The following is a 20,366-nucleotide window of genomic DNA, read 5'->3' as shown; positions in this document are numbered from 1 at the left end:
TACCTGCGGCAGGCTCTTACTCCTCGCCCGCTTGCTCATAAAAGTCGGACAGAGCCAGGTAATCGAAGAAGTTGACCGTGTTGTCGTCATTGAGATCAGCGCCCGCGAGGTAGGCGGGATCTCCCAAGTCCGAATCGTACGCATTGCTCAGCACGAAGTAGTCGAACAGATTCACGACGTTGTCGCCGTTGCAATCGCCGGTTCGCAACGTGAAACTCAAACCGCTCACACCAGTCAGCGGCAGGCTCGCGGAGATCACCGAGTCTGCAAGCCAGTGATCCACCTTGACCCACCAGTGGACACCAGGATTTGCATGAACGAGTGAAGGGTCAAGCGTAGCGACGAAGGTGCCCGCTGCGGTCGCCGTCACGGTCTGCGATTGCAGCACCGAATTGTCCGAGTTGCGTCGCAGTTGCAGTTGGAGGGTCCGACTGGCCAGGTCCGGTGTGTATGCGCCGTAGCTCACCGTGCCCGTGACCGGAATCGGGGGTGCGTCAAGGAAAACGTAGTACACGTCCTGCTCGTTGTTAAAGGTTCCCGGGAACGCGACGTGAGCTCCTGTGGCCGTGCTCACCACCCCCAAGTAGTCTCCAATCTTGTTTTGGTTGGGATATCCCACCCGCGGATCAAACGTTTCGGTGACCTTCTCGTTCGCGCTCCACGTCAGACCTCCGTCGAGGGAGTACGACCGATAGAGCGCGGAGCGGATGTTCGAAGTTGGATCATTTCGCGTGTCGAGCCACACTGCATCGAGCCGACCGTTGGGCGCGCAAGCGAGTGCGCCAAACCACTGTTGCCGACCCGTCCCCGTCGGATCATCGTTGACCCTCTTCGCGGTGCTCCAAGTCGAACCCCCATCTTGGCTTCGCACGAACATGACATCGAGGGAATTGGACGTGCCCGTGTTCAGAGTCGAGAGCATGTAGACGTTGTTCCGAGTCGATCCATTGCTCTTGTCTACGCAAACGGACATCTGACCGCTCAACCCGCCCGGATTCACCGTCGCGAAGGCGTCGATCTGCCCGCCCATGTTCGGATTCGTCACAAGCGCGAAAGTCGGCGTCTGCCCCGAGTTCGAGGCGTTGGACGAGCGAGCCAAGATCATGGTGCTGCCACCGTCAGAGCCACCGAGGTAGACCCGACCCAAGGCGTCGGTGTCCAGGGTCCCCCAGTACGGCTGACTGGGAATGTTGACCGGATCGGCCCAGGTGATGCCGCCATTCAGGCTCCGGCTAAACTGCCGCCCACTATAGTTGTTCCCCGCCCGGCTCCAGGCTTGATACACCGCAGATGGATTCGCCGGATCGACCACCATCCACTGCTTGTCGCCGCCCGTCGCGAAGTTCGCACTGCCCCAAGTAGACCCACCGGTGCTAGAGAGAAACTGGTCGGAATAGAAGGTGTTCTGGAGGCTGTTGTAGTGGATGATCCCCGTCGAGCTCGCCGCGAGCACCGGATCGCTCCGGAACAGGCCAGGAGTTAGCTTCGAGGCGGTCCACGTCACCCCGCCGTCCGCCGAAAACCCGTATCCCGCTTGGCGAAAATTGCTGGTCTTGTTGTCAAACTGCCGCCAGCCGATCACAATTTGGTTCGGATTGGCTGGGTTCACCGTGATGGAGGGTTCGTTGGCCGCGTCGTTCACGATGTTGAGGCCGGAACTGTTGACGTTGACCTGTCGGATCACGAAAGGCCCATTGAACTGGCGATGGGCATTCGAGAATGTTGGGAATGCTTGCGGCATCGGTGGATCAACCGACCCAAGCTCCTTCTCCATGTACTCCTCGCTCGGGGTTGCCGACACCGGCACCGCAAGAAGACTCATCGAACCCAATCCAAACGCAAAAAGCAAAGACGAACGCACGAAACGGCTCATAAATTTCCCTGGCTTTCACTGTACATCAGAACCCGGCGAGCCGAAGACATTCCGATGGGCAGGCTGGTATCTTTAGCGAGGGCTGAGCCCCCACCAGGATCACCTCTTTGACCGCAAGTCTCGTGTTGAGCGATGGGACCGTTTACCAAGGCACCCGCCTTGGCGCACAGGGCGTGACGACCGGCGAAGTCGTGTTCAACACCGGTATGACCGGTTATCAGGAGATCCTGACCGACCCCAGCTATGCCGGGCAGATCGTCTTGCTCACCTACCCGCTCATCGGGAACTACGGCATCAACGACGACGACGTAGAATCCGCGCGCATCCAACCCTCGGGCCTGGTGGTCCGCGAAGCGTGCGAGTATCCGAGTAACTGGCGAAGCACCAAGACGCTCCACGCTCACATGGAAGAGCAAGGGCTGGTTGGAATTCAGGGCTTGGATACCCGCGTGATCACCAAGCGGATCCGTCACGGCGGCGCGACGATGGGTTGCATCACCACGGGCGATCCGCGCGAGGCACTGGAGACGCTGCGGTCCTCGAAGTCTTACGACGAGACCGACTTCGTGATGTCGGTGACGACGAAGCGACCCTACGCTTGGGGCTACTCGGGCCGGGACAACCTCGATGCCTGGCACGAGAAAGAGTCGTTCAAGCATAAGATCGTTGTGGTCGACTGCGGGCTCAAGTACAACATCCTCCGGCGTTTCGCTGCGCTAGGAGTGCGTTGCTTGGTCGTACCCGCTACCACCTCGGCTGAAGAAGTCTTAGAGTGGAACCCGGATGGGATTCTGCTGAGCCCCGGCCCCGGAGACCCTGCTCGGCTACAGCCCGTCGTTGAAACCGTCAGAGAGCTCCTTGGCAAGCGCCCGATCTTCGGGATTTGTCTCGGCAATCAGCTGCTATGCCATGCCATCGGCGGCAGGACCTACAAGCTCAAGTTCGGTCACCGTGGGAGCAACCATCCCGTAAAGGACTTGCTTGATGGGACCGTGACAATCACGTCGCAGAACCACGGCTATGCGGTCCACGCGGACTCGCTGCACGGGACCGGAGGCGAGATCACCCAGATCAACTTGAACGACGAGACGGTTGAAGGGATCCGGGTGCCTGAGCTGCGCGCCAGCAGCATCCAGTACCACCCCGAAGCCGCGCCTGGCCCCTGGGACAGCCGCAAGTACTTTGCCCAGTTTGTCGACCAACTCGCTGACAGGTAGAACCTAACGGCCCAAAGAATCGACTATTCTTTAAGAAGTGGCGATCAAGATAACCCTCCTCGGTGCTGGGAATCCCTGCGTCTCGCCGCAGGTACTGGCGGCCCTCGCCACGTACTTCGGAGAACGTCCGTTGGACGTTTGCCTTTACGACCCGGACCCCGAGCGTCTGGACCTCCATGCACGCTTGGCCAGATTCCTCGCCGAACACGGGACGACGCGCTACCCGATCATGGACACGGTCGATCTCGAAAGTGCGCTCATGGACACGAGCCTGCTCCTCGGTGCGCTCGATGACAATGGCGCGCAGAGAATCGCCAGCCCGCGTCCCCATTCGAAGCCACTCAAGAAACGGCTGCCAAACGAATGGTCTTTCGAAGAACAGCCGCTCGAGGACGAACTTCCCAAGCTCCCGGAAGAAGAGGCCCGAACCCGAGCTGCCGAAGCGGTCCATTTGGCCGGTGGCCCAGAGATGCTCGTTATGGTAGGTACGAACCTCGGGCCTGGTCCCCATGTGCTCAGCCATCTGCCCGAGCTAGGCTGGCCTTCGCAACCGATCCTGGAAGACGTCGGTGCGCTTCCTCATTTGATCCTGCGTTGGGTGCGTGGCGACGATTCGATCGCGAACCTACTCGTCGAGAACGAGCAGTCACCGCTCAAGGGCTGGATCGACCGCTGGATGGTCACGGTCAGCGACTAGAAGCCGATCCAATAACGCGCGGTCAGTCCAATCAAGTGTGATCGGAGTCACGCTCACGTGGCCACGATTGATGGCCTCAACATCAGTGTTCGGCTGGTCCCGGTGCATCGCCACGACCCCTCCCTGCCAGTAGTAGGTCCGCCCCCACGGGTCCTCTCGCTTCTCGATTCGATCCTCGTACACTCGCCGCCCCATGGAGCAGAACACGGGTGCGTTCAATTCTGCTCGGTCGATGGCGGGAACGTTGACATTGAAGAAGGCGAGCGCAGGCCACTCTAGCTGCAGCAACCGCGGCAGGAGCTCGCGAAACGCCGCTTTGCCGGTCGTCAGGTGGAGGGGTGCCTCCTCTGTAAACATGGCCATCGACGCCGAAACCGAGCGAATACCGTTCAGCGCACCCTCCATCGCTGCTGCGACCGTGCCGCTGTAAGTGATGTCGAATCCCAGGTTGGGCCCGTGATTGAAACCGCTGAGTACGAGATCGACCCGCTGATCCATCAGTTCGCGGCCAACGTTCACGCAATCCGTCGGCACCCCGGAAAGCTCGAACGCGTGCGCACTCTCCCATGGATGGGGCTTCACACGCAACGGATCACGCATCGTCAGTGAGTGTCCGCACGCGCTGCGCTCTCGATCCGGCGCAACGACCCACACCTCGCCAAGTTCCTGCGCTACTTCGACCATCGCCTTCAAGCCCTCGGCGCGGATGCCGTCGTCGTTCGTCACCAGGATTCGCATCGCCGCGTAGCGTACCTGGCATAATTGCAGCCAGCGTGCGCCACCCTCGAACCCAAGCCCTCACCCTCGCGAGCCTAGCCATCGCTCTGGTCGCCTTTGGGCTCCCGTACGGATCGCCGATCTGGGTGACACTCATCCCGGGCGTCGCCGCTTTGCTCTTGGTTCGCGCAGCCCGATTCGCCACGGCGTGGGAGGCGAATGTCGCTGCGTACCAGCTCGCGGTCATTGTCGCATTCCTGTGGAGTTACCCGCATCGAGGACCCCATGCAGCTCATCTCACCGCCGCCATGGCGCTGGCCGGAATTGCGTTGGCACTTGTGGCTATCGGCCTCATCGGTACTCGCGAGCACCTAGTTCGAGCACTACCCGTCCTGTTCTCCGGGGTGATCGTCGCATTCATCAGTGGGGGCGCAGGTTCGGCGGGAGGCTGGGCCGAGTGGCTTGTCGAGCGGTTTCACCTGCCCCTCGACCAGGCGGAGCTGATTGTCCACTTCGGGCGAAAAGGGATTCACTTTGCATTCTTCGGACTCGTGGGGCTCTTTGCTTGGCTCTGGCTGCGGACGCAAAACCTGGACCTGCGCCGTATCGCGCTACTTGCGGTGCTGTGGTCGGCGAGCCTCGGCACCTTTGATGAAGTGCGGCAGTCATTCCACCGAGACCGGACTGGCAGCCCTTGGGACGTACTCATCGACAGCGGCGGAGCGCTTTGCTTCGTGGGTTTTTGCACCTGGAGGGCGCGTGGCATTTCGTAACTTCTCGATGTGGCGCGGGCGACTTCCCCATTGGCGCGCCGATGACGTCACATACTACGTCACCTTCCGCCACCGACGGGAGCTGGATGAACGCGAGCGCAACGACCTCATGCGCCAGCTGCTCCGCGGCCAGACATCCAAAATCGAATTCAACCTGCTGTGCATCCTCCCCGGCCTGACAGAAATGATCTTCCGCGTTCACCCGAGCGCGAAGGCGGATTTCGAGTTCGCCGACTTCATCGAGAAGGCAAAGGTCCGCGCCGGGAAGTCGATTGTCCAGAAGTCGGGGGAGCGCTTCCCTCCTTTCTATCATGAGAGCTTCGATCGCATCCTGCGCGACGACTCCGAGTACGAGACTTACTGGCTGCGAATCCTGGAGTCCCCCGTGACCGCTGAGCTATGCGAAGATCCCGAGGAGTACGAGTCGCTCTGGGTCGCGGACATGCCCCACACCGAAGGCGTAGAATGAGCTGATGCTCACCGATCGGTCCCAAGCCACCGTCACCCTCGCCCGCCGGGTGACGTTCAGTTGCGGCCATCGGTACTGGTTGGCCGACCGCACCCCCGAGGAGAATCGAACCTTGTTCGGTCTCTACGCTTCACCCTTTTCCCATGGGCACAACTATGCGTTAGAAGCGTCCTTCGCGGGGCAGATCGATCCCGTCACGGGCATGGTCATCAATATCAAGGATCTGGACGCAATCCTCCATGAGCGCGTGCTCGGTTCCATGGACCTGCGCAGTCTCAATGACGAGGTCGAGTATTTCCGGGACCATTGCCCCACCGTGGAGAACATCCTGGCCTATATTCGTAGTCAACTACAGCAGCTGCCGCCAGCAGTCCGATTGACGCGGTTGAAGCTGGAAGAGACGCCGCTCCTTTACGGCGAGCTGTACTGTGACGAATTCAAAGACATGTTGACGATCACCCGAATTTACGAGTTTGCCGCTTCCCACCGCCTGCATAGCGACCAGCTAACTCAGGCTCAGAACGATGAGCTCTTTGGAAAGTGCAACAACCCCATGGGGCACGGCCACAACTACGTATTGGAGGTGACGGTGGGAGGCGAGCCCAACCCGACGACCGGCATGATCGTGGACATCACCGCCTTGGATCACGTTGTCAACACCGAGATCGTGGATCGGTACGACCACAAGAACCTGAACGCCGATCTACCGGAGTTTCACGGTCTGGTCCCGACCAGCGAAGTAGTCGCCCATCACATCTTCAAAGCGCTTCAAAACTCCGTGCCCGCGAAGCTAGTCCGGGTAAGGCTTCACGAGACTGCCCGGAACATCTTTGAGATCAGCGTCGGGGCATGATCTGCGACTGCCCCGCATGCTTTCGAGCTTGCTGTTGCAACTAAATCAATGTACACTGATCCCATGACAGCCCGGATTCCTATCGCCAGGGCCGCAATAATCCATGCGGCCCTAGTAATTTCATGTGTATCGCACGCGCTCATTCGCGTCGATGGCATGCTGGATTCCGACGCACTGAATCTTGGCGCGCAGCACCCTTTTGTCGGGCGCATTGAGTTTACACCTCCCAGCGATTACCGAAGCTGCGTGCTCATCGCCGACAAGTGGATCCTCACAGCGGGACACAACTTACCAAGCGGCTCTGCTCCGCGCGACGTGAAGTTTGGCAACGAGACCCGGACAGTCGTTCAGTGGTTTCGAAACGCGGGCTACAACTCCGCGGACCCCACCAACGGCTTGGACCTGATGCTGGGGCGCTTGAACCAGCGCGTAACCTCGGTCCCCGTGGCTCGCATCTACCGGCAGCCAGATGAGCGAGGCCGAATCGGGACCATCGCGGGCTACGGCGCGGGAGGATTCCCTACCGCCTACACGTACGATTGGAAGCTCCGTGGGGGCACCAACCTGATTGAAGGCAACTATGCCAAGAACCAGCTCAATGTGCTCGTCGATCAGTGGCCGAAGTGCCTCGTCACCGACTTCGACAACAGCAGCACCGCCAACAATGCGTTGAATTCGAGCCGATCGCCGTTCTGGAACATCTGGGCCACGAGCATGGAATCGAATATTGCCCCCGGCGATAGCGGAGGCGGCCTCTTTATCAACATCGGCGGCGTCGCCTACACGGCTGGTATCACGTCGGCACGATTCCGGTTCGACAGCGGGACGAACTACAACCTGTACGGGACTGCGAACCTATTCATGCGCATCTCGTCCAGTAAGGACTGGATTGACACCACTGCGCTCGAGGCGGGCGGAGTAGCTGGCGAAGTCCAGTACAACGATTTCTTGGGAGACATCACCAAGCACCCGCTCACCGTTGAACTACGAAACGTGGGCAGCATCACTCCGCTCGAAACCCAGACGGTGGTGCCAAACATCGCGGGCACGTACTCCTTCACCACCGCTTTGCGAGGCACGTACGATGTCGCATTCAAAGCTTCGCATTGGTTGCGCTCAGTTTCAACCGTTAACATCAACGAGACTGGTATTTCTACCGTCAATGTGAGCCTCAGAAATGGAGACGTGAACGGTTCAAATGACGTCGATCTATTCGACTACCTTCTCATGTCGGACGCCTTTGACACGTCCGTCGGCGATACCAAGTTCTCGACGAGCGCCGACCTCAACGGCGACAACATGGTGGACTTCTTCGACTACCTGGTATTCAGCGAAAGCTATGAGATTTCGGGTGCACCCTAGTCATTTGTGGGAATTCATGCACCGTATGCGCAAGTAATAGACTAGTGGACGGGTATCCTTGTCAGTAGTAGCGGTGGCTGGAATCGCGCACACTTTCTTCGAACTCGGTCGCCGCTGACGACGTCCCAGCTTAGGAGTCCTGAACCCTTATGAGAAAATGCGCATTTTTGGCCCTGATGGCCACGCTTGTCCCCTTTGCCAATGCTGCCCCGATCGGTGCAAAGAACATCCTTGCCGTCCAAGTCGGCGCGAACGGACGAACAACGCCGCTTGACGGTTCGGCGACCGCCGTCCTGCTTAAGGAGTTCACTTCGACCGGCACCTTGGTGCAAACGATCACGCTCCCAAGCACCGGCGGTTCAAACAAGCTGACGATTTCTGGAAACAATCCCTTCGAAGGGATGATCACCTACCTCAACGGGTACTTCTGCATTGCGGGGTTTGACGCCGCTGCCGGAACCGCCAACATTTCCAAGACCAACTCGACGGTCGTTGGAAGAACATTCGCGGTCATTGATCCTAGCGGCAATGTAGACCTCACGACCCGGATCACGAACTGCTTCCCGAGCGAGGATGCGGGGGTCGCTGGCCCCTACGGCGCGGTCACCGATGGCAGCCGCATCTGGATGTCGGGCAAAGCGAGCCCGATCACCGTTGCGGTCGGCGCTGGCTATCGAACTGCGCTCAAGGGTGCGACGAGCTCTTCGATCTTGTCAACCGGCCAAGGACGCACCATGGGTGCGTACTTCGGCCAGCTGTACGGGAGCAACTCGACCGCCATCCTTTCGTTCGGCGTCGGCATGCCTTCCACCGTGGCCATCGGAGCGGTCCAGCCTGGATTCCCCGACTTCGCCATTTCGGCGACCGATTTCGGCTTCTTCAGCCCGACGACTCTGTACGTGAGCGACCAGACGCCATCTCCGGGTCACGGGGTGACTCGCTACGATTGGAACGGCTCCACCTATGCCGTGAGCTACGACCTGCTGCTGCCTACCTTGCAAGGAGTTCGCAGCATTGCCGTAGGCTCCACGAGCGCGGGCGAACCCATGATCTTCGCGGTGAGCGAATCCAGCGGAGGTACGAACAGCATCTACCGATGCGTGGATACCGGCCTGGGCAGCCCCTTCTCGCTGGTCACGACCAGCGCTGGCACGACTCAGTTCAAAAGCGTCAAGATTAAGGGCCCCATCGGCACAACGGTCCAAGGCAAGATCAACATTGGATCGTTCGCGGGCGCGGTGCCCGTGGGCAACTTCGACATCGAACTGCGCCAAGGTGGGGTCGTAAAAGATTCCGGATCGATTCCGGTGGACAGCCAAGGTCGCTATACTTTCGCCACGGACGTTCCGGCGGGTGTCTATGACGTGCACTTCCGCGGCTCCCACTGGTTGGGCAAGCTTGTCACCGGGGTAACCATCTCCGGCACCGTCACCCTCAACCCGGCCGTGCTCAACGGGGATATCGTCCCCGACAATTCGGTCGACTTCTTCGACTATCTCAAGCTCAGCGATGGGTACGAATCTCTGTTCGGCGAAGCGGCCTATACGGCGAATGCCATGGCCGACCTGAACGGGGACGCAACGATCGACTTCTTCGACTACCTCATCCTCAGCGAGAACTACGAAAAAGAAGGCGATAACTAAGACCAAACGCGATCGTATGAGCGCTCCATGCATAGTCATGCATGGAGCGCTTCTCGTGTCATCTGGAGCATTTGCGGGGATCATCCACTTCGTGGCCTAAAACCCGTATTTCTAGCAGGAACTGGTTAATTCGAACTTAACCAAGATGCCTCACAATAGAGGGGTAAGAGAAGAGTGGGCAATTTTGCGCCGCTTTTCTTATGCCAGTTGGAGGAATTCATGCGAAAGATTTACAGCTTAGCCTTTGCCAGCCTTGCGGCTGCGAGCGCAATCGCCGCCCCGCTCACCCCGGGCAACCTACTCGTCGTTCAGCTCGGTGCTGACAACAATGCAAGCGCACCCAACTCCGCCGGTACGCGCGTGATCCTGAAGGAGTACACCCCCGCCGGTACGCTCGTTCAGTCGTTCCCGATCAACTACACGGGCGCGGCGACGAAGCTGGTTAACAGCGGTACCGCCACGAGCGAAGGTTTCCTCAGTGCACTCAACGGAAACTACGCTTTTGCTGGCTACGATGCGGAAGAAGGCACCGGTGCCGTCGCGTCAACGAACGTTGCCACAAACGCCCGCGTCGTCGGTTTCGTTAACAACGCGGGCACGGTCAACCTTTCGACCGTCCTGACGGACGCGTACGACGCGGGCAACTTCCGATCGGCTGTCACGGACGGTACGACGGTTTGGACCGCTGGTACCTCAGGCGTCTTCACGACGGGCGGCGTTCGATCGGCTGCGGTCGGTGCCAGCACGAGCACCCAGCTGGATGACATCCCGACAAACATTCGCGTCGTCGGCGTCTACAACGGCCAGCTTTACGTCTGCTCGAGCACGATCGTTGCTGGGACCGATGTGTACAAGGGTGTGAGCTCCGTAGGCACCGGCCTTCCGACCACGAGTGGCCAGCAGATCACGGTTCTCCCTGGTTTCCCGGATTCCACCTTCGGTGGCACTGCGACCGGTACGAACCCGCCGTACGACTTCGTCTTCGACGGTACGAGCCGACTCTACCTCGCGGACGAGCGCACGACCGCTTCGGGCGGCGGCGTCCGACGGTACAGCCTCGTGGCAGGCACCTGGGTCTTGGACTATGTGATGAACACCGGTCTGCCCAACGGCGTCCGAGCCATCACCCTGAAGAAGGATGCCCTGAACAACAACGTCCTGTACGTGACCAGCGCAGCGACCGCACCACAGATCTTCACCGCGACCGACACGGGCGCAGCGTCTGCGTTCAGCCAGATCGTGACTTCGGACAGCGCCGTTCAGACGAACTCGCGCATGCGCGGTATTCGAGTGATCACCGCCTCTGGATCGAGTTCCACGACGGTTAGCGGAACCCTAAATCTCAACGGGTTTGCAGGCCCGCTGGTTCCCGGTAACTTCACGGTAGAAGTCCGCAATGGCGGAACCGTGGTTGACACCAAGACCGTGTCCGTCTCGACCAGCGGCGCATACTCGTTCACCACGACCGCATCAGGCACGAGAAGCATCTACTTCAAGGGCCGACTGTGGCTCGGCAAGCTGGTGGGCGGCGTTTCGCTCAGCGGATCGCCGGTGACCGTCAACGCAACGCTCATCAACGGCGACTGCAACGACGACAAGGCCTGCGACTTCTTCGACTACCTGATCCTGAACGCAGGTTACGAGGCGAGCCAGGGCGAGTCGGCCTACGACACGAACCCAGGCGGAGACCTCACTGGTGACACCACCATTGACTTCTTCGACTACCTGATCCTGAACGACAACTACGAAAAGGACGGCGACTTCTAACTCGTCCGTTGAGGACTGCAGTGGGTCGGACTTTTTGAAGGTCCGACCCACTTTCTTTTGCTCGGTTCTATTTCTGCAATAAAGATGCAATAATAGAACTATGAGGAAGCATTACGCGGACCCTGACAAGATCGGGATGATCGCAGGCACCGCCTGCGCCATCCATTGCGTCTTGCTTGGCCTCGTCGCGAGCATTCTCCCATTTGTAGGACTGTCGTTCCTCTCGAGCACGTGGACCGACGTGCTCTTCTTCGGGATCGCGCTCGTCGTCGGCCCGATGGCCATTTTTCGGGGCATCCGCGCACACCACTCTTGGAAGCCGGCCATCGTTTTTGTGCTCGGCCTCAGCCTCATCGTAGGAGCGCACACCCTCTTCGGCCACTCTCACGGGCCAGTGTCTCACCCAACGCAAGCGGGACACATCGCCAAGGTGTTTGCCTCAGTTTTGGGCGGCGTTCTGCTCGTCACTTTCCACGTCTGGAATCTGCGACTGGCCCGTGCTCACGTTTGCTCGCATGCATGCGCGCACATGCACGAAGTCGCAAAAAAGCCGTCAACGCTTTCGCATTGACGGCTTTCCCAATCTCGCCTCCGGGTCTTAGCTGAGCGCCATCGGCATGATCACACAGAACTGCTCACCCACTTCGTCGATGGGTCGGAAAACGGCAGGCCGCGTGGATTCAGTTAGCTCGGCACAGATCCCCTCGCCCTTCATCGCCTTGAGCGCATCCAGGACGTAGCGACCATTAAAGGCGATGTCGATGTCGCCGTTCTTGCTGATCGTGGCAACCTCTTCCTTGGCCTCGCCCTTCTCGTCGCTGCGCGCAGAGATGACGATCATCTCGCCGTTACCAGAGAAGCGCACGCGATTCGCGCTGTCGCGCGCCAGAATCATGGCGCGGTTTACGTTCGACATCAGTTCTTCTCGATCCAAGGTCCAAGACCTCGTGAATTCGCTCGGAACGACGCGCTCCCAATTGGGATAGACGCCCATCAAGAGCATCGAAACCACTTTCGCGGAGCCCGCATCGACGTACAGTCGCTGCTCGTCAAACTGAATGGTCAATTCATCGTCGTCACTCAGCGGCAAGGACTTCACCGCCTTAAGCGCCTTCTCAGGGACGATGGCGTCCACGTGCGATCCGATCCCTTCGCGATCGATGTGCCGAACTGCGAGCCGGTGCGTGTCGGTGGCGACGAGGGTGAGCCGCGCGCCATCGTATCGCATGAGCACTCCGGTCAACACGGGACGAGAATGATCATCGGCGACCGCGTACGAGACTGAATCCACGGCTTCGCGTACGCTCTTCATCGGAAGTCGTAGCTCTGCGGTGCCTGTGTTCTCGGGAATGGGCGGGAAGTCGTCCGCCAAGTAGGGCATCAGCTTCCAGTCAGACTGCCCGTGACGAAGTACCACCTGATTCTCGACGGTCTCGATCTCGACCATGCCATCGGGGAGTGCCCCAACGAGTTGCTGCATCACCTGACATTCGACGCAAACCTTCCCTGGTTGGTGGACGTTCGCGGCCACGGTCCGTTCGGCCCACATCTCGCCGTCGCATCCCAGCATCCGTAAGGCCGAGTCTGATGCTTCCAGGAGCACGGTCTTTAACAGCGGCACGCCCGAGCGGGTCGTCGAAGCGGCCCCGGCATGGGTCAACGCATCGGAGATGTCTTTGCGGTTTATTTCGAGCTTCACGTGGGTTCAGGGATCTCCTTAGAAGGATACGATCGCGTTAGCCGTTCAAGGGCAATCTGAGTTGCCACGGATTTGATTCGGGCTCGCGCGTTTCGAGAGTCGCGCCCCGCGCATACATCTTCATCAAGACGCGCTGGAACGATTCCTCGTTAAAATTGGGGTCATCCGCGTTGTGTAGCGCATCCACAGTGAGCTTCAGGGATGTCATTTCGTGACTCAACGCAGGGTCTTTCATTGCCGCGCTTTCCAACTCTTCCTTGAGTTCGGCCGGCAACTCGTCACCAGCGTAGAGGTCAACCAATTTGTCGTACAGATTCTTCATGGTCGGTGCTCTAGCGTTCCTCCGAGTTTGTCTCTTAGGGCTCTCCTGCCCCGGTACAAGCGCGATTTAAGCGCCGGTACGCTGATATTCAGTACCTCCGCCGCTTCCTTGGCAGAGATGTCTTCTAGGTCACAGAGAACGAGCGGTTCACGGTATTCCGCAGGCAGGTCGCGCAATGCTTGCTGCACGGTCAGCCGCAGAGCCGTCCGGTCTTCCGAACTATTGTACTGCGCATCGGGTGGCAACTCAATCAGTTTGTGTTGCCGCATCTTGTCGATGCACAGATTACGGGTGATCCGAAAAATCCAAGTGCGAAACGCGCCATCGGCACGCAACTCGCTCGATCGTCGCAAGACCCGCAAAAACGTCTCTGCAGTGACATCTTCGGCATCCGATCGGTTGCTCAGCATTCGATATGCGTAGCGGAAAATCCGCTCACCGTACATCTCATAGATCGCACCCAAGGCCTGGGGATCCCCCTTGGCCAAGGCGCTGAGCCACCGCTTTTCAGCCAGTGTGTCCTGCAGTTGATCGCTCGACATAAGATGACGTTGCGGGTCGGTCAAACGACGCGCCGTTCATTATATCCCGTGAGAATTGCCAGCACCGGTGCCACCGGGCCATTGTGCTGAAATCGTACACTTGGCAGTTGCACGTGCAAGATTGAGGCGAACCCCGCAACCGTTGCCAACGATGCCAGGCCAACAAGCGTCTAATATGTAGGAGGCCGCATAATTCCGGCATCCTGATATATTGAGGTGAAATCATGACCCCGCGACGACGCGCCTTTACTTTGATCGAGCTCCTCGTTGTCATTGCCATCATTGCAATCCTCGCTGCCATCCTCTTCCCGGTTTTCGCACAGGCGAAGAACGCTGCAAAGAAGACCGCCGACTTGAGCGGAATGAAGCAGATAGGCTTGGCTTCGATGATGTACATTGACGGCGACGACGACCGCTTCCCTGCCATCCCATTCGCCAGCGGATCCGGCCGCGACATGGGCCCGCACTGGGCTGACCGGCTGCAACCGTTCATCAAGAACAAGCAGATCATGGCCGACGCATCGAACCAACAGACTCTCTACCGAGATGATGGTTACTGGCGACCAGGCGCAACGAGCTTGACCGACACCACCGCTTCGCGGCTCTACCGCGTGACCTACACGTTCAATGCGTATATCACGCACTCGGACGCTCCGGTTACCGCTCCAAAGTCGGCTTCGCAGACCGCCATCCCAAACGTCGCGGGCACCGTCCTGATGGGCCCGTCACCCAACTGGTACAACTGGAGCACCTGCCGACGCAACGCCACGACGACCGACCTCGTCTGGAACGTCAGCAAGCCACCGGCCGGTTCATGGCAGTGGGGCTACGAGTTCTGGGGCGGCATCGATGGCGGCGGTTACGCCGGTGGTGCAAACTTCAACTACGTTGATGGGCACGCTGCGTACGCCAAGCTGACCAAGGGCAACGATCCGGTTTCCGGCGCAGGACCAAACGGCCTCTACATGGCCGCTTTTCCCGCTGCGAAGACCAAGCCCGAAGCAACGACGACGACCACGTGTCCGACGGGCTACGACAGTCAAGCACAAGGATTCTAATGAAGAACAAGACTCTTGCTCTTTGGATCCTCGCGATGGCCCTCGCGGTCTCCCTCGCTGGTTGCAGCAAAGGGGACTCGAAGGCCGGTCAGAGCGTGAACGAAGGCGACTACTCCGGGACTCCCGGTGGCGCAAGCCAGCAGAAGTAACTCCGCATCGTCACGACGCGCAGTACGGCTCATCCGTCAGGGTGGGCCGTACGTGCTTTGAACTTCTTTCATAATAGGATCGAATGGGTGACTATCGCGTCCTGCTGTACTATCACTTTGCGCCGATCGACGATGTCGAGCGGTTTCGCGATGAGCATTTCAATCTGTGCCAATCCCTAGGCTTGCGCGGGCGTATCATCGTCGCCAGTGAAGGGATCAACGGTACGTGCTCCGGGACCGCCGAAGCGTGCGATGCCTATAAGGCCGAGCTATGGGCGCAGGCTGGGTTCGAGACCATGGTGTTCAAAGAGGACGCCGACGTCGAACACCGGTTCAAGAAGCTCTTCGTCCGAGTTCGCCCCGAGATCATCTCGCTCGGTGAGCAGCCACCCGCCGATGCGTTCGGCAACCACCTGTCTCCCGTCGAATTTGAGCGCAGACTGCATGAAGCTGGCACGATCGTAATTGACGGTAGGAACGATTACGAGTCCGATATCGGCCATTTTGAAGGGGCCCTGTGCCCGCCGGTCGAGAACTTCCGCGACTTCCCCGCCTGGATCCGGAGCCACTTAGCCGAGTCCAAGGACGCTCAGATCTTGACGTACTGCACCGGAGGAATCCGTTGCGAGAAGCTGGTGGCCTGGATGCGAATGGAAGGATTCACGAACGTCTGGCAGCTTCAAGGCGGAATTGTCACGTACGGCCAAGACCCCGAAGTTCAGGGCAAGGGATTCGTCGGCCAGTGCTATGTGTTCGACGACCGTATCGCCGTGCCGATCAACCGCACCGAAAACGCCCAGCCGCTGACCCACTGCGTCCATTGCAACCAGCCCTGTGAGCGATACGTGAACTGCCTCAACGTCGAGTGCAATCGGCTGTTTGCCTGTTGCGAGGCGTGCGAACGCGAATGCAATGCGTCATGCAGCCCCGCATGCCAGGAGGCCGATTTCCGCCGTGAGCCAGGGGCGAAGCTCCCCAAGCCGAAGGGAGCGCGAAAGCGAGCGCCAGCGACACGAATTAGTCCGCTGCTTTCATCGTAAGTCACTCGAATCGGAGCGTGCCGAAGAACTCGGGTCGATGGAAGTCCGGCGATTCCGTTTCGATAGGTGACCAACTCCCGAAGTGCGGATGCGAATTGTCCTCACAGCACTTGTAGAAGTTCGCCCGCCAATCGCGGCTGTCCTCCGAGCTCACTGCCTCCCACGGCACGACGTAGCTCACCCGCCACACCATAGGTTCTCCGTGCTCGGGGTCGATGATCACTCCCGGGTCCACCCGCAAGTCTCGTAGCAGCCCCTCCGGCATCGTGCGGCGATCAACACCACGGCTGCGCTGGTAGTTGAACTTGACCCCGCCAGACACGTTAACTTCGATGTTGTAATACCCCTCCAATCGACCAGGCAGTGGGTTGAAGAAGAACTCGACGCAGCTGTCCTGATAGACCGGATCGTCGTACCCTTGATACCGTCCAAGCAAGAACTGATCGTGGACTTCAAATGCAACCAACACACCCACTGGCGAATGCGCAAGCAGCACCTGAGTGTCTGGACGCCAAGTTTCCGTAGGCTGCCACGCATACGATTTGATCGACAACTGAGCACCCTGCCCTTCGCGGACGACAAGCTCCATGCGGGCGAGGTTACCCATGAAGAATCGAAACCCGGTTTCAATACGCTTCTTCCCGGTGTCCCCATGGCGTATACTTTCTGAACTTAGGTTCATATGGCCTTAACGTTCATTCACGATGCGCCCCCGCGGCCGCGGGCACTCAACGGCGGGACCCTTAGCTATTCCCCGGACGACATGGCGTACATCGTGTCCCAATTCCAGGTGGAACTACCGATCCATCTCGACGACTTCCCTCAGAAAGGCAATATTAACCTTCACACCTATTGGGTGAAAGATGGGACCGGCTCAGAGTTCCTGCTTCAGAAGGTCAACAGCAGCGTCTTCACTCGGCCGTACCGAGTCATGGACTCCATGCTGGCGTGTATCGCCGCGCAACGCGGCGCACTCAACGACCGACCCGAGTTCTGGGAACCGATTACCCTTGTCCCGAATCGACAAGGTGGCTCTTATCTGGACATTAGCGATGAGCACGGCTGGTCCGTCTGGCGGCTCATGCACCGGATCCAGGACGTCGTTTCGTTCAAGAGCCTGGGCGAAGTCGCCGAAGACCAGCGAACTAAGGTGGCTTTTGAGGTGGGGCGTGGCCTCGCGCTGCACGGGGACCTGAGTTCGGCCATGCCGACCGAGCTCGCGAGCCCTCTGCCCGGGTACCGGCACACCGATATCTATTTCGCTCAGCTCGATGCGGTTTTGCAAGGTGTTCGCAGCCCTGACCAAGCGATGAGCTACCTCCCCGAGAGCGAGGAGCTGCGCGAAGCAACGGGTCTTCACTACATGATCCACCTTTCGCCAGAAGAGGCAGCCGCTAGGCGCGAAATGGCGACCCCGTGGATCGAGTTTCTCAATGCCCATCGAGGCCGCGCGATGACGCTGTTCCACAACTTGGAGCAGGGCAACGTCCGCCGCATGATGATTCACGGCGACACGAAGATCGAGAACTTCCTTTTCTGCAAGGACACGCTTCGGGTCAAGTCTCTGATCGATCTGGACACGATCGTCCCCGGCACATGGCTGTCGGACTGGGGGGACATGGTTCGGTCCATGGTCAACCACGCGGGCGAGTGCGAGTCCGACCTCAGCAAGGTCGAGGTCTGCCGCGACACTTACGAAAACGTGGCCAAGGGTTTCTTGAGCGCCAGCTCCCTCATCTCCCAAGCAGAAGTTGATTTGATGGTTGACGCGGTGATCTCGATCACGCTTGAGCTTGGCGCGCGATTCTTGACCGACTATTTGCGCGGCGACACGTACTTCCGCGTCCCCGAGGGCAAGCGCATTCTCAACCTCACCCGCGCGGCTGTGCAACTCACCCTCGCTCAATCGCTCATGGATTATGAGAGCGAAGCGCGACAACTCATCGCGCGCGCGGCGCGTCCAAGCATCGCCTAACCGATCTAAACAAGACGGCCCCGAGGGGATTCCTTCGGGGCCGTCGTCGGTTCAGAGAGGTTGAGTTACTTCTCGACGCACTCAGAAGCAGGAACTTCGCCCGCCTTGAGCGTGAACGGCTTCGCCGCGGAGATCAGCTTCGCCACGCCAGCCGTGTACTTGGCCGGCTCCTTCTGGAACTTCGGCACGCAGCCGGGGCAGCAGATGAAGTAGCGAACGCCCTTCACATCCTGGTACGCGTAGGCGCCAGCATAGCCATTGAGCTTCTCATTGGCGACCGGGCACTGCAGAACTTCCTTTGCGGGCATCGCGGTGTAGGTCGCCGGACTCTTCTTGAACTTCGCCAGGTTCGCGGCGTTTCCAAAGAGATAGCGAACGCCCTGGTACTCCATCGAAGCCGAGGCCGTGCCGGCGGTGATTGCAGTGCGGCTTACCGGGTCGAAAAGGAAGGTCCCGATGGTCTTGCCCTTCAGCTCCGGGTTCTTCAGATACTTGTCAGGGTTCGCGGCGAAAGCGGTCGGGCAACCGTTGCAGCAGAACGAATACCGGGTGCTGCGGAAGTCCACAGTGGACACGGAAGCGTTGGCATCGCCATGGCCCATCACAGGACAAGTGGTCGGCTTGACGGTAACTCCGCCCAAGAGGATGGCAGAACTTGCGAGTAGTGTGGTGATCATAGATTGCTCCTTCCCTGATTCTACTTTACAGGAATGCGCAGAGACTCACCGAGTTCCCTGCAGCGGCACCGAACACAAACAACACCGCCCTCTTCAGCAAGCGAAGAATGCGGTGCAAGAATGGGCTGGAGCCGATGACCGGATTCGAACCGGTGACCTGCTGTTTACGAAACAGCTGCTCTACCACTGAGCTACATCGGCGGTTTTCGAACCTTATTATGGGCAAAGTCCGGCCAATTCTTCAAGGGGCCGTACGAGGCTCACTTCCCTGCCCGCGGGTCCGAGACACGGTCCTTGCAGCAAGAGAGGCACCTGTTGCAAGGCACCTCCCCTAATATCAACGGCACTATCTATCTCACCCTTTTTTGCGGCGACGGATGAGGACAAGCGAGCCGAGGGCCAGGGCTCCCCAGGTCGCAGGTTCTGGAGCTATCACCATCGCAAGCGATCCGATGTACTCCGTCGAAGCCATCTGGTGATTTACACTCATATAGTTGGTTCCAGCATCATAGGTGTACCAGCGATTAGTATAGTTGGTGCCGTTGTAGCTGGACTGGATAAGGTGGAGGTTTCCGTTGTGACCCACCACCATATTGGTCCAACCGTTCGTAATGAAGTAGTTATATCCGCTCAAACCGGAGACAGTTTGGGAAGCACCATTTGGATGCCACTTGAAGTTAAGACTACTAGTTCCCGCTCCGGAGGAGTAGTACACCCGGCCATTCGCCGCGACGACGTTTCCGTAGGCATTTGCATCGGCAACGGTTCCCAGATCGTTGTACCCTTGATAGCTTCCAACGGCATCAAAGACAAAGCTGTAGTAAGCGTAGTTGCCTCCTGAAAGATCGTAGCGAACCAGTTGGTAGATGCGATTGTCCGTGCCCTGAGCCGTGGAGAGGGGAAAGTACAATGAACCGAACGGGCTCAGTGTGCTGATCAGGCTACCACCGGTCGTCAAGATTCTAGTCTTTTGGGCAGGAGACGCTCCGCTGTACCCCGTGATCGCGTAGTTGCCATTGGTCATCGCAGTGAAACGCAGGGGACCATTTCCATAGTACGTGGTATCCACCGTGCCGAATTGACCCGTCAAGATGCCCGTGCTGTAGTTAAAGATGCGTACCGCACCGTCTCCATTGAAAACGGACAGCCGACCTGGACGAAGCGGGTCGGTGCCTATCACAGGGCCTGAGTACTGCCCCAAAGAATTGGTACCAAAGGTACCAAGCGATACCCGATTCACCGGATCATATCGGCTGATCCCAAGGGATCCGTTCGTGAACATCGCAAGCTCGTAGCTCGCCATAGAAACGGTAGTCAAAGACCCGAGAACGACAAAAACGGAAAGCTGCCTCATCTCCATGTCATTCAGTTTAACTCATCATTGATGATTCGGCAGAGAAATTTTCAATGAGTATCTCACCCCTGTGTCAAGTTCTACCGTCAAGAGCTGAAGAAAACCGAGGCGGTCCGCGTCGCGTCGCCTCGGCGATCCAGAAAGAGCGACCCAGTCTCAGGCGCGACGTCGGCGACGCA

At 58.9% G+C, this 20,366-nt stretch carries 21 protein-coding genes and 1 tRNA gene; 13 read left to right on the top strand and 9 right to left on the bottom strand.

All coding sequences use genetic code 11. From position 1 onward, the window contains the following. Window positions 1-16 precede the first annotated feature (16 nt). Entirely contained in the window at window positions 17-1,822 is a 1,806-nt protein-coding gene (locus tag JNM85_09525) for a hypothetical protein (protein ID MBL8088290.1), read from the bottom strand. A 158-nt stretch (window positions 1,823-1,980) separates the two neighbouring features. Between JNM85_09525 and carA the strand changes: the two genes are divergently transcribed. Next, a complete protein-coding gene (gene carA, locus JNM85_09520) occupies window positions 1,981-3,090 on the top strand; it encodes a glutamine-hydrolyzing carbamoyl-phosphate synthase small subunit (protein ID MBL8088289.1) in 1,110 nt (369 codons plus the stop codon). A gap of 37 nt (window positions 3,091-3,127) precedes the next feature. After that, window positions 3,128-3,787: a hypothetical protein gene (locus JNM85_09515; GenBank protein MBL8088288.1), complete on the top strand. Its 660-nt coding sequence runs from the start codon at window positions 3,128-3,130 to the stop codon at window positions 3,785-3,787. Here JNM85_09515 and surE read toward each other — a convergent pair. Continuing rightward, complete coding sequence (gene surE / locus JNM85_09510; protein MBL8088287.1) at window positions 3,737-4,525, bottom strand: 5'/3'-nucleotidase SurE; 789 nt, start codon at window positions 4,523-4,525, stop codon at window positions 3,737-3,739. The genes JNM85_09515 and surE overlap by 51 nt on opposite strands. A gap of 35 nt (window positions 4,526-4,560) precedes the next feature. On the opposite strand from surE, the gene JNM85_09505 reads away from it, so the two are divergent. The 7 genes from JNM85_09505 (at window position 4,561) to JNM85_09475 (ending at window position 11,942) form a co-directional block, all read left to right on the top strand. Beyond that, entirely contained in the window at window positions 4,561-5,277 is a 717-nt protein-coding gene (locus JNM85_09505) for a VanZ family protein (GenBank protein ID MBL8088286.1), read from the top strand. Continuing rightward, window positions 5,264-5,746, top strand: a complete 483-nt coding sequence (locus JNM85_09500; protein ID MBL8088285.1) for a hypothetical protein — start codon at window positions 5,264-5,266, stop codon at window positions 5,744-5,746. Before JNM85_09505 ends, JNM85_09500 begins: the two co-directional genes overlap by 14 nt. A gap of 4 nt (window positions 5,747-5,750) precedes the next feature. Then, window positions 5,751-6,599 carry a 6-carboxytetrahydropterin synthase gene (locus JNM85_09495; protein MBL8088284.1) on the top strand — a complete coding sequence of 283 codons (849 nt, stop codon included), beginning with the start codon at window positions 5,751-5,753 and terminating at the stop codon, window positions 6,597-6,599. Window positions 6,600-6,755: 156 nt separating this feature from the next. Then, window positions 6,756-7,961, top strand: a complete 1,206-nt coding sequence (locus JNM85_09490; protein MBL8088283.1) for a trypsin-like serine protease — start codon at window positions 6,756-6,758, stop codon at window positions 7,959-7,961. Between the two features lie 149 nt (window positions 7,962-8,110). Further along, window positions 8,111-9,604 (top strand): hypothetical protein, encoded by a 1,494-nt coding sequence (locus JNM85_09485; GenBank protein MBL8088282.1) that lies wholly within the window; start codon window positions 8,111-8,113, stop codon window positions 9,602-9,604. Window positions 9,605-9,823: 219 nt separating this feature from the next. After that, window positions 9,824-11,371 (top strand): hypothetical protein, encoded by a 1,548-nt coding sequence (locus JNM85_09480; GenBank protein MBL8088281.1) that lies wholly within the window; start codon window positions 9,824-9,826, stop codon window positions 11,369-11,371. Window positions 11,372-11,471: 100 nt separating this feature from the next. Next, complete coding sequence (locus JNM85_09475) at window positions 11,472-11,942, top strand: MerC domain-containing protein (protein ID MBL8088280.1); 471 nt, start codon at window positions 11,472-11,474, stop codon at window positions 11,940-11,942. A gap of 27 nt (window positions 11,943-11,969) precedes the next feature. On the opposite strand, the gene dnaN is transcribed toward JNM85_09475, so the two are convergent. The 3 genes from dnaN to JNM85_09460 are packed head-to-tail and all read right to left on the bottom strand — an operon-like array spanning window position 11,970 to window position 13,934. Continuing rightward, entirely contained in the window at window positions 11,970-13,070 is a 1,101-nt protein-coding gene (gene dnaN / locus JNM85_09470; GenBank protein MBL8088279.1) for a DNA polymerase III subunit beta, read from the bottom strand. Between the two features lie 37 nt (window positions 13,071-13,107). Then, the gene (locus JNM85_09465; GenBank protein ID MBL8088278.1) at window positions 13,108-13,392 is read right to left on the bottom strand and encodes a hypothetical protein; all 285 of its coding nucleotides are present in this window, start codon (window positions 13,390-13,392) and stop codon (window positions 13,108-13,110) included. Further along, window positions 13,389-13,934, bottom strand: coding sequence for a sigma-70 family RNA polymerase sigma factor (locus tag JNM85_09460; GenBank protein MBL8088277.1), 546 nt, complete (start codon window positions 13,932-13,934; stop codon window positions 13,389-13,391). The genes JNM85_09465 and JNM85_09460 overlap by 4 nt, the downstream gene beginning before the upstream one ends. Before the next feature lie 224 nt (window positions 13,935-14,158). Here JNM85_09460 and JNM85_09455 point away from each other — a divergent pair, with 224 nt between their 5' ends. From JNM85_09455 to JNM85_09445, 3 genes are all read left to right on the top strand, one after another. After that, window positions 14,159-14,992: a prepilin-type N-terminal cleavage/methylation domain-containing protein gene (locus JNM85_09455; GenBank protein MBL8088276.1), complete on the top strand. Its 834-nt coding sequence runs from the start codon at window positions 14,159-14,161 to the stop codon at window positions 14,990-14,992. Beyond that, window positions 14,992-15,141, top strand: a complete 150-nt coding sequence (locus JNM85_09450) for a hypothetical protein (GenBank protein MBL8088275.1) — start codon at window positions 14,992-14,994, stop codon at window positions 15,139-15,141. Before JNM85_09455 ends, JNM85_09450 begins: the two co-directional genes overlap by 1 nt. Before the next feature lie 83 nt (window positions 15,142-15,224). Next, window positions 15,225-16,181 (top strand): rhodanese-related sulfurtransferase, encoded by a 957-nt coding sequence (locus JNM85_09445; GenBank protein ID MBL8088274.1) that lies wholly within the window; start codon window positions 15,225-15,227, stop codon window positions 16,179-16,181. A gap of 1 nt (window position 16,182) precedes the next feature. Here JNM85_09445 and JNM85_09440 read toward each other — a convergent pair whose 3' ends face one another. Further along, window positions 16,183-16,788 carry a hypothetical protein gene (locus tag JNM85_09440; protein ID MBL8088273.1) on the bottom strand — a complete coding sequence of 202 codons (606 nt, stop codon included), beginning with the start codon at window positions 16,786-16,788 and terminating at the stop codon, window positions 16,183-16,185. A gap of 75 nt (window positions 16,789-16,863) precedes the next feature. Here JNM85_09440 and JNM85_09435 point away from each other — a divergent pair, with 75 nt between their 5' ends. Then, a complete protein-coding gene (locus tag JNM85_09435; protein MBL8088272.1) occupies window positions 16,864-18,156 on the top strand; it encodes a phosphotransferase in 1,293 nt (430 codons plus the stop codon). Between the two features lie 65 nt (window positions 18,157-18,221). Here JNM85_09435 and JNM85_09430 read toward each other — a convergent pair whose 3' ends face one another. The 3 genes from JNM85_09430 to JNM85_09420 form a co-directional block, all read right to left on the bottom strand. Beyond that, on the bottom strand, window positions 18,222-18,833 hold the full coding sequence (locus JNM85_09430) for a hypothetical protein (GenBank protein ID MBL8088271.1): 612 nt from the start codon (window positions 18,831-18,833) through the stop codon (window positions 18,222-18,224). Between the two features lie 126 nt (window positions 18,834-18,959). Continuing rightward, window positions 18,960-19,034 (bottom strand) — tRNA-Thr (locus JNM85_09425). 154 nt (window positions 19,035-19,188) lie between these two features. Then, the gene (locus JNM85_09420) at window positions 19,189-20,187 is read right to left on the bottom strand and encodes a PEP-CTERM sorting domain-containing protein (GenBank protein ID MBL8088270.1); all 999 of its coding nucleotides are present in this window, start codon (window positions 20,185-20,187) and stop codon (window positions 19,189-19,191) included. Window positions 20,188-20,366: the final 179 nt, after the last annotated feature.

The organism is Chthonomonas sp., assembly GCA_016788115.1.
Taxonomy (GTDB): domain Bacteria; phylum Armatimonadota; class Fimbriimonadia; order Fimbriimonadales; family Fimbriimonadaceae; genus UBA2391.
This window is presented reverse-complemented; position numbering and strand designations above follow the sequence as displayed.

Bases quoted from the DNA above. Each gene is read 5' to 3' on its own strand.
- JNM85_09440 (MBL8088273.1), bottom strand. From the start codon at position 16,788: ATGGGTAACCTCGCCCGCATGGAGCTTGTCGTCCGCGAAGGGCAGGGT.
- JNM85_09475 (MBL8088280.1), top strand. From the start codon at position 11,472: ATGAGGAAGCATTACGCGGACCCTGACAAGATCGGGATGATCGCAGGC.
- JNM85_09465 (MBL8088278.1), bottom strand. From the start codon at position 13,392: ATGAAGAATCTGTACGACAAATTGGTTGACCTCTACGCTGGTGACGAG.
- JNM85_09435 (MBL8088272.1), top strand. From the start codon at position 16,864: ATGGCCTTAACGTTCATTCACGATGCGCCCCCGCGGCCGCGGGCACTC.
- JNM85_09420 (MBL8088270.1), bottom strand. From the start codon at position 20,187: ATGAGGCAGCTTTCCGTTTTTGTCGTTCTCGGGTCTTTGACTACCGTT.
- JNM85_09495 (MBL8088284.1), top strand. From the start codon at position 5,751: ATGCTCACCGATCGGTCCCAAGCCACCGTCACCCTCGCCCGCCGGGTG.
- JNM85_09460 (MBL8088277.1), bottom strand. From the start codon at position 13,934: ATGTCGAGCGATCAACTGCAGGACACACTGGCTGAAAAGCGGTGGCTC.
- JNM85_09455 (MBL8088276.1), top strand. From the start codon at position 14,159: ATGACCCCGCGACGACGCGCCTTTACTTTGATCGAGCTCCTCGTTGTC.
- JNM85_09485 (MBL8088282.1), top strand. From the start codon at position 8,111: ATGAGAAAATGCGCATTTTTGGCCCTGATGGCCACGCTTGTCCCCTTT.
- JNM85_09430 (MBL8088271.1), bottom strand. From the start codon at position 18,833: ATGATCACCACACTACTCGCAAGTTCTGCCATCCTCTTGGGCGGAGTT.
- JNM85_09480 (MBL8088281.1), top strand. From the start codon at position 9,824: ATGCGAAAGATTTACAGCTTAGCCTTTGCCAGCCTTGCGGCTGCGAGC.
- surE (MBL8088287.1), bottom strand. From the start codon at position 4,525: ATGCGAATCCTGGTGACGAACGACGACGGCATCCGCGCCGAGGGCTTG.
- JNM85_09490 (MBL8088283.1), top strand. From the start codon at position 6,756: ATGCTGGATTCCGACGCACTGAATCTTGGCGCGCAGCACCCTTTTGTC.
- JNM85_09525 (MBL8088290.1), bottom strand. From the start codon at position 1,822: ATGAGTCTTCTTGCGGTGCCGGTGTCGGCAACCCCGAGCGAGGAGTAC.
- JNM85_09445 (MBL8088274.1), top strand. From the start codon at position 15,225: ATGGGTGACTATCGCGTCCTGCTGTACTATCACTTTGCGCCGATCGAC.
- JNM85_09450 (MBL8088275.1), top strand. From the start codon at position 14,992: ATGAAGAACAAGACTCTTGCTCTTTGGATCCTCGCGATGGCCCTCGCG.